At 47.6% G+C, this 13,079-nt stretch carries 16 protein-coding genes; 15 read left to right on the forward strand and 1 reads right to left on the reverse strand.

Going from position 1 to position 13,079, the window contains the following annotated elements:
- Positions 1 to 174: 174 nt before the first annotated feature.
- The 4 genes from AB3R30_RS25715 (at position 175) to AB3R30_RS25730 (ending at position 4,836) form a co-directional block, all read left to right on the forward strand.
- The gene (locus AB3R30_RS25715) at positions 175 to 498 is read left to right on the forward strand and encodes a helix-turn-helix transcriptional regulator (protein ID WP_458652063.1); all 324 of its coding nucleotides are present in this window, start codon (positions 175 to 177) and stop codon (positions 496 to 498) included.
- A gap of 474 nt (positions 499 to 972) precedes the next feature.
- Positions 973 to 3,279 carry a PAS domain S-box protein gene (locus tag AB3R30_RS25720; RefSeq protein WP_458652064.1) on the forward strand — a complete coding sequence of 769 codons (2,307 nt, stop codon included), beginning with the start codon at positions 973 to 975 and terminating at the stop codon, positions 3,277 to 3,279.
- Between the two features lie 7 nt (positions 3,280 to 3,286).
- Positions 3,287 to 3,916 carry a response regulator gene (locus AB3R30_RS25725; protein WP_458652065.1) on the forward strand — a complete coding sequence of 210 codons (630 nt, stop codon included), beginning with the start codon at positions 3,287 to 3,289 and terminating at the stop codon, positions 3,914 to 3,916.
- 242 nt (positions 3,917 to 4,158) lie between these two features.
- Entirely contained in the window at positions 4,159 to 4,836 is a 678-nt protein-coding gene (locus AB3R30_RS25730; protein WP_458652066.1) for an isochorismatase family protein, read from the forward strand.
- A gap of 128 nt (positions 4,837 to 4,964) precedes the next feature.
- Here the strand turns inward: AB3R30_RS25730 and AB3R30_RS25735 are convergent, their stop codons facing one another.
- Positions 4,965 to 5,519 (reverse strand): PadR family transcriptional regulator, encoded by a 555-nt coding sequence (locus AB3R30_RS25735; protein WP_458652067.1) that lies wholly within the window; start codon positions 5,517 to 5,519, stop codon positions 4,965 to 4,967.
- A gap of 125 nt (positions 5,520 to 5,644) precedes the next feature.
- On the opposite strand from AB3R30_RS25735, the gene AB3R30_RS25740 reads away from it, so the two are divergent.
- From AB3R30_RS25740 to AB3R30_RS25790, 11 genes are all read left to right on the forward strand, one after another.
- Positions 5,645 to 6,532 (forward strand): pirin family protein, encoded by an 888-nt coding sequence (locus AB3R30_RS25740; RefSeq protein ID WP_458652068.1) that lies wholly within the window; start codon positions 5,645 to 5,647, stop codon positions 6,530 to 6,532.
- The gene (locus AB3R30_RS25745; RefSeq protein ID WP_458652069.1) at positions 6,525 to 6,941 is read left to right on the forward strand and encodes a hypothetical protein; all 417 of its coding nucleotides are present in this window, start codon (positions 6,525 to 6,527) and stop codon (positions 6,939 to 6,941) included. Before AB3R30_RS25740 ends, AB3R30_RS25745 begins: the two co-directional genes overlap by 8 nt.
- A 304-nt stretch (positions 6,942 to 7,245) precedes the next feature.
- Positions 7,246 to 7,803: a DsbA family protein gene (locus AB3R30_RS25750; protein ID WP_458652070.1), complete on the forward strand. Its 558-nt coding sequence runs from the start codon at positions 7,246 to 7,248 to the stop codon at positions 7,801 to 7,803.
- Between the two features lie 42 nt (positions 7,804 to 7,845).
- Positions 7,846 to 8,709 (forward strand): alpha/beta fold hydrolase, encoded by an 864-nt coding sequence (locus AB3R30_RS25755; protein WP_458652071.1) that lies wholly within the window; start codon positions 7,846 to 7,848, stop codon positions 8,707 to 8,709.
- Between the two features lies 1 nt (position 8,710).
- Positions 8,711 to 9,283 carry a TMEM175 family protein gene (locus AB3R30_RS25760; protein ID WP_458652072.1) on the forward strand — a complete coding sequence of 191 codons (573 nt, stop codon included), beginning with the start codon at positions 8,711 to 8,713 and terminating at the stop codon, positions 9,281 to 9,283.
- A 162-nt stretch (positions 9,284 to 9,445) separates the two neighbouring features.
- Entirely contained in the window at positions 9,446 to 9,847 is a 402-nt protein-coding gene (locus AB3R30_RS25765) for a RidA family protein (protein ID WP_458652073.1), read from the forward strand.
- Positions 9,848 to 9,937: 90 nt separating this feature from the next.
- Entirely contained in the window at positions 9,938 to 10,903 is a 966-nt protein-coding gene (locus tag AB3R30_RS25770) for a zinc-dependent alcohol dehydrogenase family protein (RefSeq protein ID WP_458652074.1), read from the forward strand.
- Positions 10,904 to 10,918: 15 nt separating this feature from the next.
- Positions 10,919 to 10,996, forward strand: a complete 78-nt coding sequence (locus tag AB3R30_RS25775) for an SDR family oxidoreductase (protein ID WP_081403102.1) — start codon at positions 10,919 to 10,921, stop codon at positions 10,994 to 10,996.
- 96 nt (positions 10,997 to 11,092) lie between these two features.
- On the forward strand, positions 11,093 to 11,821 hold the full coding sequence (locus AB3R30_RS25780) for an alpha/beta fold hydrolase (protein WP_458652075.1): 729 nt from the start codon (positions 11,093 to 11,095) through the stop codon (positions 11,819 to 11,821).
- Between the two features lie 47 nt (positions 11,822 to 11,868).
- Positions 11,869 to 12,051 (forward strand): SDR family NAD(P)-dependent oxidoreductase, encoded by a 183-nt coding sequence (locus AB3R30_RS25785; RefSeq protein ID WP_458652076.1) that lies wholly within the window; start codon positions 11,869 to 11,871, stop codon positions 12,049 to 12,051.
- Positions 12,052 to 12,141: 90 nt separating this feature from the next.
- The gene (locus tag AB3R30_RS25790; protein WP_458652077.1) at positions 12,142 to 12,723 is read left to right on the forward strand and encodes an ester cyclase; all 582 of its coding nucleotides are present in this window, start codon (positions 12,142 to 12,144) and stop codon (positions 12,721 to 12,723) included.
- The last annotated feature ends 356 nt before the right edge of the window (positions 12,724 to 13,079 follow it).

Consider the following 13,079-nt stretch of genomic DNA (forward strand, 5'->3'; position numbering starts at 1 on the left):
GTCCGTCTCCATCGTAAAACGTTGTGTTACTCAAAGTCCGTAGAAATGCTAGGTCATTCCATCCGGCTGTTAATTCAGTCCCTCAAGTTTGGTGATGTACCTGTCCCTCAACGCCCCTAACTATTCATCCCTCTATTCAGCAATGCCCGCCAAATTTCCACATCTGGTAGCAATATGCAACGGATTGCAGAGGTAATCAAACGGCTCAAGGCTGATTTTGTCCAACCGCTGCGGATTGAGGATCTAGCAGAGCAAGCGAAGATGTCTGCCTCTTCGTTTCATCATCACTTCAAAGCTGTGACATCTATGAGTCCGCTGCAATATCAAAAGCAATTAAAATTGTTGGAAGCGCGTCGCCTAATGCTTGCCGAAAACTCCGATGCGTCCAATGCTGCCTATCGGGTGGGATATGAGAGCGCTTCACAGTTCAGCCGCGAGTATTCTCGGATGTTTGGTGCGCTGCCGATCCGGGATGTTGAGCATTTACGAACAGCCTGAACAGAGTGTCCGGTTATCGTTGAGATTGAAATTAGACTGAATGCGATCGCTCCCTGACTGCTCACGTATCGTCACGATTTGACTCCCATTGTGTCGTCTTTCGTGCTAAACCCAGAAATGCTCTGACTACTGGTGAGGAATCATGCTGCCGCCAAGTCAGATAAAGTCCAGTATTAGGGATCCCCTCCTTTAAGGGTCTGTAAATGACTCAGCCTCTGTGGAAGTTTTGCAAGGAGGCGGGAACGATCGCAATACCTAGTCCTGCTGCCGCTTAACCGGAACGTTCGATCGCATCTCTGCTGAAATTGGCGACGGGATTTCGGGGTCGCCTGGAACCTTACCTCCTGCTGCTACAAAAATAATGTAGTCATTGGAAAACCTTCAAAAAATTCACCCAGAAGCTTAATTTTCTGGAGTTTGGCAAGCGATATACTTTGAGAGGCGGCTGACAGTCTTTCGCCGGGGGAACGTTCAATGATTACCCTGCCTGGAATGATCCATCTCGATCGATTGATTGCCACGTTAATGCAGGTGGTGATCGAAAATGCCGGAGCCGAAACTGGCGCTCTGATTCTTCTGGAAGAGGATCAACTCACTGTGGTGGCTCAATGCAGCGGCAGTAGACAGTGTGACCTAGAAAAGCTGGCTGTTGCTGACTGTGCAACGATTCCTGTCTCCGTCATTCACTCGGCAGAACGCACTCAAGAAACTTTGGTGTTTGATAATGCAGTCAACGAACCGTCTTTTTCAACCGATCCTTACATTCAACGTCAACAGACGCGATCGCTCCTCTGTATGCCAATTCTCCAACAGAGTCATCTAATTGGTATTCTTTACCTGGAGAACAATCTCAATACTGGAGTATTTACTAGCGATCGCTTGCAAGTCCTTAGACTGTTGATGGCTCAAGCAGCAATTTCACTGGAGAATGCTCGGTTGTATGAACGCTTAGCAGACTATGCCGAAACACTGGAAAGGAAAGTAGAAGAACGAACTCAAGCTTTGCAGCAGGAGATTGCTGAACGGCAACAAACCGAAACCGCATTGAGACAAAGTGAAGCCAATTATCGCAACTTACTACAAACCGCGAACTCAGTCATTCTTCGCTATGATCCGCAAGGGCGGATTCGATACATCAATGATTATGGGGTGAAATTCTTGGGCTATGAAGAACATCAAATTTTAGGGCGAACCCTATTTGAAACGATCGTTCCAGAAACCAATACTTATGGACGCGATCTCAGACCCTTTATCCATGATTTACTCCACAATCCTCAATCGTACCCGCAAGTCGAGGGTGAAAACCTGTGTCGAGACGGTCGGCGAGTTTGGTTTGCCTGGTCTAATCAAGGGATCTTCAATGACCAGGGAGAGTTAGTTGAAATCTTATCGGTTGGCAATGACACCACCCAGCGTAAGCAAGCAGAAGAGGCATTACAACGCAGTGAAGCCAAGTTCCGCAATATCTTTGAAAACTCGCAGGTCGGCATCTTCCGAGTCCGCCTCTCGGATGGATTACTTCTCGATGCCAATCAACGCCATGCCAATCTGTTTGGCTTTGATTCACCAGAGGAGATCATTGGGCTTGAACACGTCATAGGCTATTATGCAGATCCCAGCGATCACCAACACCTCATTGAGTTGCTGAAGCGGGATCGGGAAGTGCGAAGCTTTGAAGCCCAGATGCGAAAACGAGATGGGACATTGTTTTGGGGGCTTTTCTCCCTTTATCTGAATGCAGACAATGACTACACCGAAGGGGTGGTTGCAGATATTAGCGATCGCAAACAAGCAGAAGCCGCGCTGCAAGCCTCTGAAGCAGAACTGCGGGCACTCGTTTCAGCCATTCCCGATCCGCTTTTCATCTTCACCACTGAAGGGCAATTGGTCTGTGCAATCAAAGGGAATCCATCCTATGGAGAGTTGTTATGTAGGGAGGAGGGTATTGGCAAAACACTGCATCAACTTTATGCCAAGGAAGAAGCTGATGAATTCCTGAGTTATATTCAGCAGGTGGTAAAAACCCAACAGATACTCACCGTTGAATACAGTCTGTGGATCGCTGGACGAGAAATCTGGTTTTCGGCTCGCATTGCCCCGATTCGGCACGAACAGGTAATTTGGCTGGCGCGAGATATTACGCTGCAAAAGCAAGCAGAAGCCGCCTCGATTTTGGAAGAACGTAACCGCATGGCACGCGAAATTCATGACACACTCGCTCAGGCGTTTACAGGCATTCTGGCTCAGGTCGGCGCTGCAAACCAGGTGCTCACGGATGATGTAGAAGCAACTGAGGCACACCTGGATCTGATCAAAGAATTGGCACGAACTGGACTGATTGAAGCTCGGCGATCGGTCGTTGCGCTCCGTCCTCAGCTTCTGGAGGAGGGCAGTTTACAAAGCGCTTTACATCGCCTCGTCGCTCAACTCAGAACTGCTGCAATGGATACCACTCTATATTATGAGATCGAGGGTGCAGTGTATGCTCTACCCACTGAGGTCGAGAGTAACTTCCTGCGGATTGGGCAGGAAGCATTAACGAATGCGACTAGACACGCCAATGCTGACGAAATCCGAGTGGAGCTAGAATACGATCGCGATCAGGTTTGCTTGCGTGTGAAAGATAATGGACAGGGCTTTGGAGTTGGGAGTATTCCATCCTCTGAGGGTTTTGGCTTACTCGGCATGAGCGAACGGGCAGAGCGCATCGGCGCACAACTCACGATTCGGAGTCAACCTGGACAAGGAACAGAAATTATTGTCACTGTTAATCGGGAGTAATATCACGATGAGCCAAGCCATAACAATTCGAGTTTTGATTGCGGACGATCACGCCATTTTTCGGCAAGGATTAGCCACGATTATTAACCGTGACCCGGATATGACGGTGATTGCCCAAGCCGAAAATGGGGCACAGGCGATCGCTCTATTTGGGGAACACAAACCGGATGTCACGCTCATGGATCTGCGAATGCCCGAAGTGGAAGGAGTTGCCGCCATCGGTGCAATTTGTGCGACTGCTAAATCTGCTCGAATTATTGTACTGACTACCTATGATAGTGACGAAGATATCTATCGAGGATTGCAGGCAGGCGCAAAAGGATACCTGTTGAAAGAAACTGAACCTGACGAGCTTTTGAATGCCATTCGTACCGTTCATCGGGGTCAGAAGTATATTCCGCCCGATGTGGGAGCAAAGTTGGTACAGCGGCTCAGCAATCCAGAACTGAGTGAAAGAGAGCTAGAGGTACTCCGCTCACTGGCACAGGGAATGAATAATGCCGAGATTGCGACTGCTTTGAGCATCGGTGAAGGCACGGTTAAATCTCATGTCAATCGGATTTTGAATAAGTTAGATGTTAGCGATCGCACCCAGGCTGTGATTGTTGCCGTTAAACGCGGCATTGTCAGTTTGTAAGGTGTACTTGCGATCGAATTGGGATTCTAACTTGAGTTATAACCAGCCCTCTACTCCGCGATCGCATGGTTACTCTATCAATTTGTACTGTAAAAGAGTTAACTCGCTATAGACGACGACTTGAAAGCGATCTCCTATATTGAATTTGTTCTGAAAAAAGCTGAGTACTAGAACTGGACACCCTCCAGATAGCTAGGAAAACATGACATTGACTGAACTTGAATCAAACAGGAGACAAACCCATGAGTAACACCATCGACACAATGATCGATCCCAACGACGCTGTTCTGCTGCTGATTGATCATCAGAGCGGACTCTTCCAACTTGTGCGTGACATCGAACTCCCAGTCCTCCGCTCCAATGTCACGGCGCTCGCCAAGACTTCCCGACTCGCCAAGATTCCGACCTTCACGACTGCTTCAGTGCCCGATGGTCCCAATGGTCCCCTGATTCCCGAAATCCACCAGCACAATCCTGACGCGGTTTATATTCCGCGCACAGGTCAGATTAACGCCTGGGATAACCCGGCTTGGGTAGACGCGATCGAGAAGACTGGGCGAAAGACTCTTCTCATCGCTGGAACTCTCACCAGTGTGTGCATGGCGTTTCCGACGCTGAGCGCACTGGCCGCTGGTTACAAGGTCTTCACGATCATTGACGCTTCCGGCAACTGGAGCCAGATGGCGACCGACCTCACTCTAGCCCGCGTCGTCCAGGCGGGAGCCATGCCCATCGACACTTACGCAGTCATCGGCGAACTCATGAACACGTGGAACCGTCCGGACGCAATGGAGTTTGCCAGTGTCATGGTTGACCTCATGCCGATTTACCGCGTCCTGATGGAGAGCTATGACAAAGCTCAATCTGTGCAACGAGATGGACGGGAGACCAAGCTCGATCGGCAAATGGCACATGTGTAAAAGCACCTAATTACAACGCGCACGCACAAAATAAAAAAGTGAAGGCGAGGAGTTGGTTATCAGTTCCTCGCCCCGCGTTCCCGATCACAGTGTTCGTAACGCCTCAACAAGCAGGCTAAGTTGATTGGCTACGGATTGTTGCGGTCGCGCAGCGTGTGCGTAGCACGTATCGCCTTTTCCAACCAATCTAAATAAGTCTGTTCCCGTTGCTTCACTAAGTCCAGAACCAGTCGATGCAGTTTTTGTTCACGCGATGCAGTCAGATTACTCAAAGATAGAGCCTCGATCGCCTCACACTGGGCTAGCTTTTCTTGCCGTGCTTCCAGTTCCTGCTCTAGCAGATACACGATCGCCTCGTTAGGCAACTGAGCCGCGAAATAGAGTTGCGCCAGCAACGGCTCTCGCAACACGGGCAACGGATGATGCGTCTGAAGCCAGTGAGTTAACTCTACTTCACCTGCTTCGGTAATCCGGTAAACCTTGCGATTAGGGCGATCGTGCTGAATCTCAACAGTACAGGTAATCCACCCCTGTGACTCCAGTTTGTCTAAAGTCCGATAAATCTGTGCCTGATCTGCTTGCCATAGATGGGAAATGCAATCGTCAAAACACTTAGTTTTGAGGTCGTAGCCTGTCCGCTCCTGTTGTTGGAGCAGACCCAGAATCACATGGGCAAGAGACATAGGCGGTTTACCGAACGAATAGGGAGGACAAGCCCTACCCCTAGAATTTATATACTTCTATGCTAATATATGATTAATCATATATAGGATAAGTTTTACAAACTATCTGCTTGGAGGCAACTGTTATGACAACTCAAACACTCCGAACCGTTGCTGGAATCATTCATAGTGTAGAAACGCTTGAAGGAGCAGGCTTTCTGGTGCGTCGTCCTTTTCCCAAGAGTAGCTTTTCCGAGTTTGACCCCTTTCTCCTCCTCGATGAATTGGGTCCCGTGAATCTGAAGCCCGGTCAGGCAAAGGGCGCACCGGATCATCCCCATCGTGGCTTTGAAATCGTCAGCTACGTCCTGGATGGACGGCTGGAACACAAGGACTCGGTCGGTCATGCCGGACTGCTCAATCCCGGTGATGCGCAGTGGATGACCGCTGGGGCAGGTGTAGTGCATTCCGAAATGCCAGAAGCTGAGTTTACTCGCACGGGTGGGCGACTGCACGGCATTCAACTCTGGGTCAACTTGCCGCAGCGAGACAAGATGATTGCTCCTCGCTATCAGGAAATTCCATCCGCGCAGATTCCGGTGGCTCAGACCAAAGATGGAGCCGTGACGGTGCGCGTGATTGCGGGAGAAGCGTTAGGGGCAAAAGCAGTGATTGAAACCCGCACCCCGATTATCTACCTGCACTTCACGCTCCAACCGGGAGCAAGCATGGTTCAACCGGTACCGAAAGAGTACAACGCCTTTACCTATGTTCTCGATGGGTCTGGTTTGTTTGGCACTGAGCAGGAACGGGGTGAGGATGGGCAAATGGTAATTTTTGCGCCGGATGGTGAGGAAGTGGCGATCGCCAATCCTGCGGATGCCACCCAATCCCTTGATCTACTGCTGATTGCTGGAGTACCGCTGAATGAACCTGTGGTGCGCTATGGTCCTTTTGTGATGAACACTGAAGCCGAAATCCTGCAAGCGATCGACGATTACCGAAATGGAAGGATGGGACACATTCATGCTTAACACGCTTCAACACCGCATTACCCAAGATCAACTGCTGACCGATATCCGCATCAAGTTATTGCATTTGCATAAACTGTTGTTGGATACAGAGCGTATTCGTTACGAACAAGTGCGCGGACAGGTCTCTAAAGGTGAATTGCTGCAACTGGTGATTAATCACGATCAATTTGCCTGGTTGCATCGCCTTTCAGAATTGATTGTGCAAATTGATGAGTTAATCCACTCTGATGAGCCTATCACCTCCGAGGCGATCTCTGCTCTCATTGCTGATGTTCGGATTCTACTCACGCCTGATGAAGCTGGAAATGACTTTGCTATGAGGTATGATGCGGCGTTTCAACGCAACCCCGATGTGGTGCTAGCCCATGCTGATTTGGTCACACTGCTAGCGACTAACGTTCAACTCTAAATTGAGCAGTTCGTCCAGATTAAATTTAATCTGGACGAACTGCTTTTATGCATTGTATTTACCGAATCGTAAGCATTCGCAGCATGTTCAGGTGTTTATTGATTTTCCCAATTCTAACTTAAGTTATAGTCAGCCTTCTACTCTGCGATCGCATCGTTACTCTATCAATTTGTACTATAAAATTTTTAACTCACTGTAGACGACGACTTGAAAGCGATCTCCTACATTGAATGTATACAAACAAAGATGCAGTCAATGGATTGAGCAAGTAATTGCAAGATTCCCTTGATGCAGACGTAGAAAAATGAACGACGATCGTAATCACAGTTCCTTACTTGTCCCACCTTCAACCCAAGATTGGATGCAAGGTGTGCTGAGTGCGAAGGTAGTGCTGGTGATGTATGGAGACTATCAAGACTCCAGAAGTGCGGATGTTTACAAGCTGATTCAAGGGATCAAACGAGAGCTAAGTGCTTCTTTGGGAGAGAATTATGTCTGCTTGATCTTCCGTCATTTCCTGCAAGCACAAATTCATCCTCATGCTCAACGGGCTGCCCAAGCTGCCGCCGCCGCCGCTGCCCAAGGACAGTTTTGGTTAATGCACGACACTTTATTTGCCCATCAACAAAATCTGGAGAATGGTTATCTTGTCGAGTACGCCAATGATTTAGGGCTTGATATTCCTCAGTTTCTTAAAGACTTGCCTAAACAAGTGCATAGCGATCGCATCAATGAAGATATCGAAGGTGGAATACACAGTGGAGTAACGACTGCCCCAGCCCTGTTTATCAATGAAAATCGATATACCGGGCACTGGAACACGACGGAGTTGATGGCAGCCATGATTGCTGCAAGTTACTAGTCTCCCCAATCTTTGCTTCCAATTCATACTTAGGAGATTGCAATGCCTTACGTTACTGTTGGTCAAGAAAATTCTGCAACCATTGATCTCTACTACGAAGATCTGGGGACAGGTCAACCGATTGTTCTGATTCATGGATTTCCCCTCAACGGTCATTCCTGGGAAAAGCAGGTCTTGGTTCTGCTGAACGAAGGATATCGGGTGATCACCTACGATCGCAGAGGATTTGGTGCTTCTAGCCAACCCTCATCTGGCTATGACTACGATACCTTTGCAGCAGATTTGAACGTGCTGATCACCCAGCTTGACTTGCATGATGCTGTGTTGGTCGGCTTCTCAATGGGAACAGGCGAAGTCACGCGCTATCTTGGCAAATATGGCTCAGAGCGTGTGCAGAAAGCCGTGTTGATGGCTCCAGTGCCGCCCTTTCTGCTGAAGACTGATGGTAATCCTGAAGGCGTTGATCAAAGCGTTTTTGATGGCATTATGAAAGCGATCGTTGAAGACCGTCCAGCCTACTTTTCTACATTTTTCAAAGCGTTCTTCAATGTGGATGTGTTGCTGGGTGAGCGGATTAGCAATGAAGCCATTCAGTCCAGTTGGAATGTGGCTGTAGGAGCTTCTGCGAAAGCGACTTTAGATTGTGTCCCGTCTTGGCTCACCGATTTCCGCGATGATTTGTCCCGCATTGACGTGCCAACCCTGATCATTCATGGAGATAGCGATCGCATTTTGCCGCTTGAGTCCACCGCAGCAAGACTCCCGAAGCTGATTAAAAACAGTCAACTGGTTGTCATCCCTGGCGGACCGCACGCCATCAACTGGACTCACGCTGATCAGGTCAATCCCGTGTTACTGGACTTTCTTCAGTGCGTGAATTCATCGATTTTAGCAGGGGCATATTGACATGGAAAAAGGAAGATTGACAGCATTTAGTGATGGTGTCATCGCCATCATCATCACGATTATGGTGCTGGAATTAAAGGTGCCTCACGGAGATGATTTAGCTGCATTACGTCTGCTAATTTCCTCATTTCTAAGCTACACCCTTAGCTTTATCAATTTGGGAATTTATTGGAATAACCACCACCACTTATTTCAGGTAGCGCAATATGTCAGCGGTCGAGTTTTATGGGCTAATTTGCATTTATTATTCTGGCTATCGCTTATTCCCTTTGTCACCGCCTGGATGGGCGAAAATTACTTCACTGCTTTACCTGTTGCCTTTTATGGTGGTGTACTGTTGTTCAGCGCCATTGCTTATTTAATTCTGACGATGACTCTGATTGTTCACCACGGTCAAGGCTCGGTGATCGCGACTGCCATCGGGAGAGATTTTAAGGGCAAGGTATCAGTGGCGATCTATGCCGTATCGATTCTCCTCGCCTTTGCTAATTCATGGTTGGCTTTTAGTCTCTATGTATTAGTAGCAATGATGTGGTTGATTCCAGATCGCCGGATTGAGAAAGCAATGCGTTGATAAAAGTATCGTCAGATCGCTATCCATGCCAATAATCTACAAGATTGACAATGAGGTTCAATCGCATAGACCCACTCAATTCGCTCATCTCAGAAGTAATCAATAACTACCACAGCACTTCATCTCATTCACGATGTCAAACGTACTAAACAAAGGAACACCATGAATAAACCAAAGTTTTTTGTCACCCCTGGCTATGGGGAACATATGCTGAATCGATTGCATTACTCGCAAGCGGTAAAAATTGGCGATCGAGTGGAAACATCAGGACAAGGTGGTTGGGATGACAATCTGCAAATTCCTGAATCGCTTGCGGATGAGATTGCTCAGGCATTTCGGAATGTAGAGCGAACCTTGGCAACTGCTGGAGCGGGTTGGGAGGATGTTGTCCACGTCAATTCTTACCATGTTGGCGGGTTTCCCCCAGAGGTTAACGATGTGATGGTCACGCTATATCGCCATTACATGCCCAACCATGCCCCAATTTGGACACAGGTAGGAGTCGCGGCTCTTGGACTTCCAACGATGCGGATTGAAATCCGCGTTACTGCAATCACGAGCTAAAACCTATGGAGAGATTCAAATGCTAGAGAAAAATAAAGCAATTTTATTAGAGGGAAATGCGGCGATCGCTGAAGGCAATAAGGAGGCTATATGGAGTACATGAAAGCTGCGGTATTGACCGCTTTTGGTAGCGCTGAGGTGTTTGAATTTCAAACCATACCTAAGCCAGTTCCAAAAGCGACTCAAGTTCTGGTAAGAGTATATGCAACCTCGCTCAATCCCCTTGATTATCAAACTCGTCGAGGAGACTACAAAGATTTAGTTCGTCTCCCTGCAATTATCGGAGTTGACGTTTCGGGTGTGATTGAAGCTATTGGAGAGGCAGTCACTCATTTCCAGGTTGGAGATGAAGTTTACTACTCACCCCAGATTTTTGGCGAGTTTGGTAGTTATGCTCAATACCACGTTGCAGAGGAAAGCATTGTTGCAGTTAAGCCGATTAATTTGACCCATGTTGAGGCAGCTTGCTTGCCGTTGGCAGGAGGAACCGCTTGGGATTGCCTTGTAACTAGAGGAAATTTGCAAGTCGGTGAAACAGTTCTAATTCATGCTGGAGCGGGTGGAGTCGGTTCGATCGCAATTCAACTGGCGAAAGCAATGGGTGCTTATGTATATACAACATGCAGTGCAGAAAACTTTGACTTCGTTAAGAAGCTGGGTGCAGATTATCCCATCGACTACAAACATGAAAATTATATTGAAGTGATTGGGCGAGAAACGAATGGTCGGGGTGTTGATTTGGTTTTAGACACAGTTGGAGGAGACACGATTGGACTTAGCTCAGAAGTGATTCATCCATTTGGAAAACTTGTCACAATCGTCGATATTGCAACTCCTCAAACACTTCTTGATGCTTGGGGTAAGAATTTGACGATTCACTTCGTTTTAAGTCCTCAGTATAGAGACAAATTGGACGCACTAAGGAACCTGATTGAACGCGACCAGATTCGACCCGTCATTGATTCAGTCCTGCCTTGGAGCGACATCGTTCAAGCTCATCAACGTTTAGAAAAGGGAAGAATGCGAGGCAAGATTGTCCTGCAATTAACTGAGTGATAAAAACGCGCTGCTATTTTTCTCTGTTCTGATGCTACGAGCTACATCACAGGTCAATCTTTGGCGATCGATGGCGGATATACAGCGAGTTAATTTTTGATTTTTGATGGTGGACTCACAGTGAACTGATCCATTTCAAGAGAAAGCAAACGGGCTTGATTTTTATACCACTTTTAAAGGAGAAATTCTATGTCAACTTTTGTCTTAGTTCATGGCTCCTGGCATGATGGTTCTGCTTGGAAAATAGTCATCCACCATCTAGAAGCGCAAGGACATCAAGCTTTTGCTCCCACGATCGCAGGTCATGGCAAAGGCGCGAATAAGAATGTTAACCATGCTCAATGTACACAATCGATCGTCGATTACATTATTGACAAAGACTTAACCGATATCGTCCTACTCGGACATAGTTTCGGTGGCACGATTATTGCGAAAGTTGCCGAAGCAATTCATGAGCGCATTCGACGACTCATCTTCTTAGATGCTTTTGTCCTCAATGATGGTGAAAGCCTCAGAGATATACTCCCACCGGACTATCAAACGTTAAACGACCAACTAGCGAGAGCATCGGACGACAATACGCTGATGCTACCTTTTGAGGTTTGGCGAGAAACGTTTCTCAACGACACTGACCTCGACCTGGCTAAATCTAGTTACGCACAATTATCGCCCGAACCGTATCAACCGTTAATTGACAAGTTGGACTTGAAGCAGTTTTACTCGCTGTCCATGCCTAAAAGTTACCTCTACTGTACAGAAGATAATGTCCTCCCTCAAGGCGAACAGTGGGGTTGGCATCCGAGAATGTCTAACCGCTTGGGGCTATTTCGGCTTGTACAAATGCCCGGTAGTCATGAGGTGATATTTTCTAATCCGATCGGTTTAGCAGAAAAAATTATCGTGGCAGGACGCGATTAGCCGCAGGATTTGCAACTGTGTTTATTGATTAAAACAGGAGAAACAGAATGATACTGCAAGATAAAGTGGCATTAGTCACCGGAGGCACATCGGGTATTGGCAGAGCAACCGCGATCGCCTTCGGTGCTGCTGGAGCAAAGGTAGTATTCTCAGGCAGACGCGACGCAGAAGGTGAAAAAACCGCCAAACTGATTCGCGAAACAGGCGCTGAATGCTTATACGTCCATTGAAACAAGTTCACTAACATCACAAGAATCTGAAAGCAGTCAAGCATTGGAACTCAAGACACTTTAGATAGATAGAACCAGGAATATTTAATCATGGTCAAAGAGCAAACTGTAGACGGACAAGCAAATTTACAAGCAACTACCAATTTGACATCAGCCCAGGAGTTTTTGCAAGCACTTTGGGAAGAGCATTTACAGTACGAGTTTGGCACTCACAGTACTGAAGATGCCCTCGCTACGATGGTTGAAGATGCTTACGTTAACCACATCCCGGTAATGACTGGGGGAGTCGGGAAACCAGCACTGCGCGAGTTTTATTCCAAATACCTCATTCCACAGATGCCGTCAGACATGGAGTTGACCCCAATCTCGCGCACGATCGGGACAGATCAACTCGTGGATGAAATGGTGGCTAAGTTCACTCATACTGTTTGGATGGAATGGATATTACCTGGCGTTGCTCCCACTGGAAAACGGGTGGAAGTGCCAGTAGTAGCGATCGTCCAGTTCCGTGACGGCAAACTAGCCCACGAACACATTTACTGGGATCAGGCAAGCGTATTGGTTCAAGTCGGCTTGCTCGATCCGGGTACACTTCCCGTCGTGGGCGTTGACAGTGCGCGTAAGGCGATCGATCCCAACTTACCTTCAAACACACTAATCGAGCGCAACTAAGTGTAGGAGCCAGCAAACATCAATACCCAAACCCGGCTCCTAAACCAGAATCGTTACTCATCCTGGTTATAGATCGAGGCGCTTCTTGTTGCTGGCTCCTACACGTATTGCTGCCCATTGAGTTTTTGACGCAAGTAACATAACCATTCACAACAAGAGGTAACTATCATGATGCTTAAAGACAAGGTTGCTCTAGCCTTGTCCAGCAATTCCAAATTCAAACACAATTCAAACACTAAGAGGAGTCAGTAGCAGGAGTAGGTTTTCCATCCGAGAGCCTAAAGTCAATCAAATGCTGCCAACTGTCGAACAGCAGATACTGGGTGAGGCTAAGAATATCTTGAAAGAAGCCTTAG

Origin of the sequence: Sivoneniella epilithica UHCC 1019, from assembly GCF_040830845.1 — a bacterium.
In the GTDB taxonomy this organism is placed as follows: domain Bacteria; phylum Cyanobacteriota; class Cyanobacteriia; order Leptolyngbyales; family Leptolyngbyaceae; genus ULC077BIN1.

Excerpts from the sequence above, each read along its gene's own strand:
- AB3R30_RS25715 (WP_458652063.1), top strand. The coding sequence starts at position 175 with ATGCAACGGATTGCAGAGGTAATCAAACGGCTCAAGGCTGATTTTGTC.
- AB3R30_RS25720 (WP_458652064.1), top strand. The coding sequence starts at position 973 with ATGATTACCCTGCCTGGAATGATCCATCTCGATCGATTGATTGCCACG.
- AB3R30_RS25725 (WP_458652065.1), top strand. The coding sequence starts at position 3,287 with ATGAGCCAAGCCATAACAATTCGAGTTTTGATTGCGGACGATCACGCC.
- AB3R30_RS25730 (WP_458652066.1), top strand. The coding sequence starts at position 4,159 with ATGAGTAACACCATCGACACAATGATCGATCCCAACGACGCTGTTCTG.
- AB3R30_RS25735 (WP_458652067.1), bottom strand. The coding sequence starts at position 5,519 with ATGTCTCTTGCCCATGTGATTCTGGGTCTGCTCCAACAACAGGAGCGG.
- AB3R30_RS25740 (WP_458652068.1), top strand. The coding sequence starts at position 5,645 with ATGACAACTCAAACACTCCGAACCGTTGCTGGAATCATTCATAGTGTA.
- AB3R30_RS25745 (WP_458652069.1), top strand. The coding sequence starts at position 6,525 with ATGCTTAACACGCTTCAACACCGCATTACCCAAGATCAACTGCTGACC.
- AB3R30_RS25750 (WP_458652070.1), top strand. The coding sequence starts at position 7,246 with ATGAACGACGATCGTAATCACAGTTCCTTACTTGTCCCACCTTCAACC.
- AB3R30_RS25755 (WP_458652071.1), top strand. The coding sequence starts at position 7,846 with ATGCCTTACGTTACTGTTGGTCAAGAAAATTCTGCAACCATTGATCTC.
- AB3R30_RS25760 (WP_458652072.1), top strand. The coding sequence starts at position 8,711 with ATGGAAAAAGGAAGATTGACAGCATTTAGTGATGGTGTCATCGCCATC.
- AB3R30_RS25765 (WP_458652073.1), top strand. The coding sequence starts at position 9,446 with ATGAATAAACCAAAGTTTTTTGTCACCCCTGGCTATGGGGAACATATG.
- AB3R30_RS25770 (WP_458652074.1), top strand. The coding sequence starts at position 9,938 with ATGGAGTACATGAAAGCTGCGGTATTGACCGCTTTTGGTAGCGCTGAG.
- AB3R30_RS25780 (WP_458652075.1), top strand. The coding sequence starts at position 11,093 with ATGTCAACTTTTGTCTTAGTTCATGGCTCCTGGCATGATGGTTCTGCT.
- AB3R30_RS25785 (WP_458652076.1), top strand. The coding sequence starts at position 11,869 with ATGATACTGCAAGATAAAGTGGCATTAGTCACCGGAGGCACATCGGGT.
- AB3R30_RS25790 (WP_458652077.1), top strand. The coding sequence starts at position 12,142 with ATGGTCAAAGAGCAAACTGTAGACGGACAAGCAAATTTACAAGCAACT.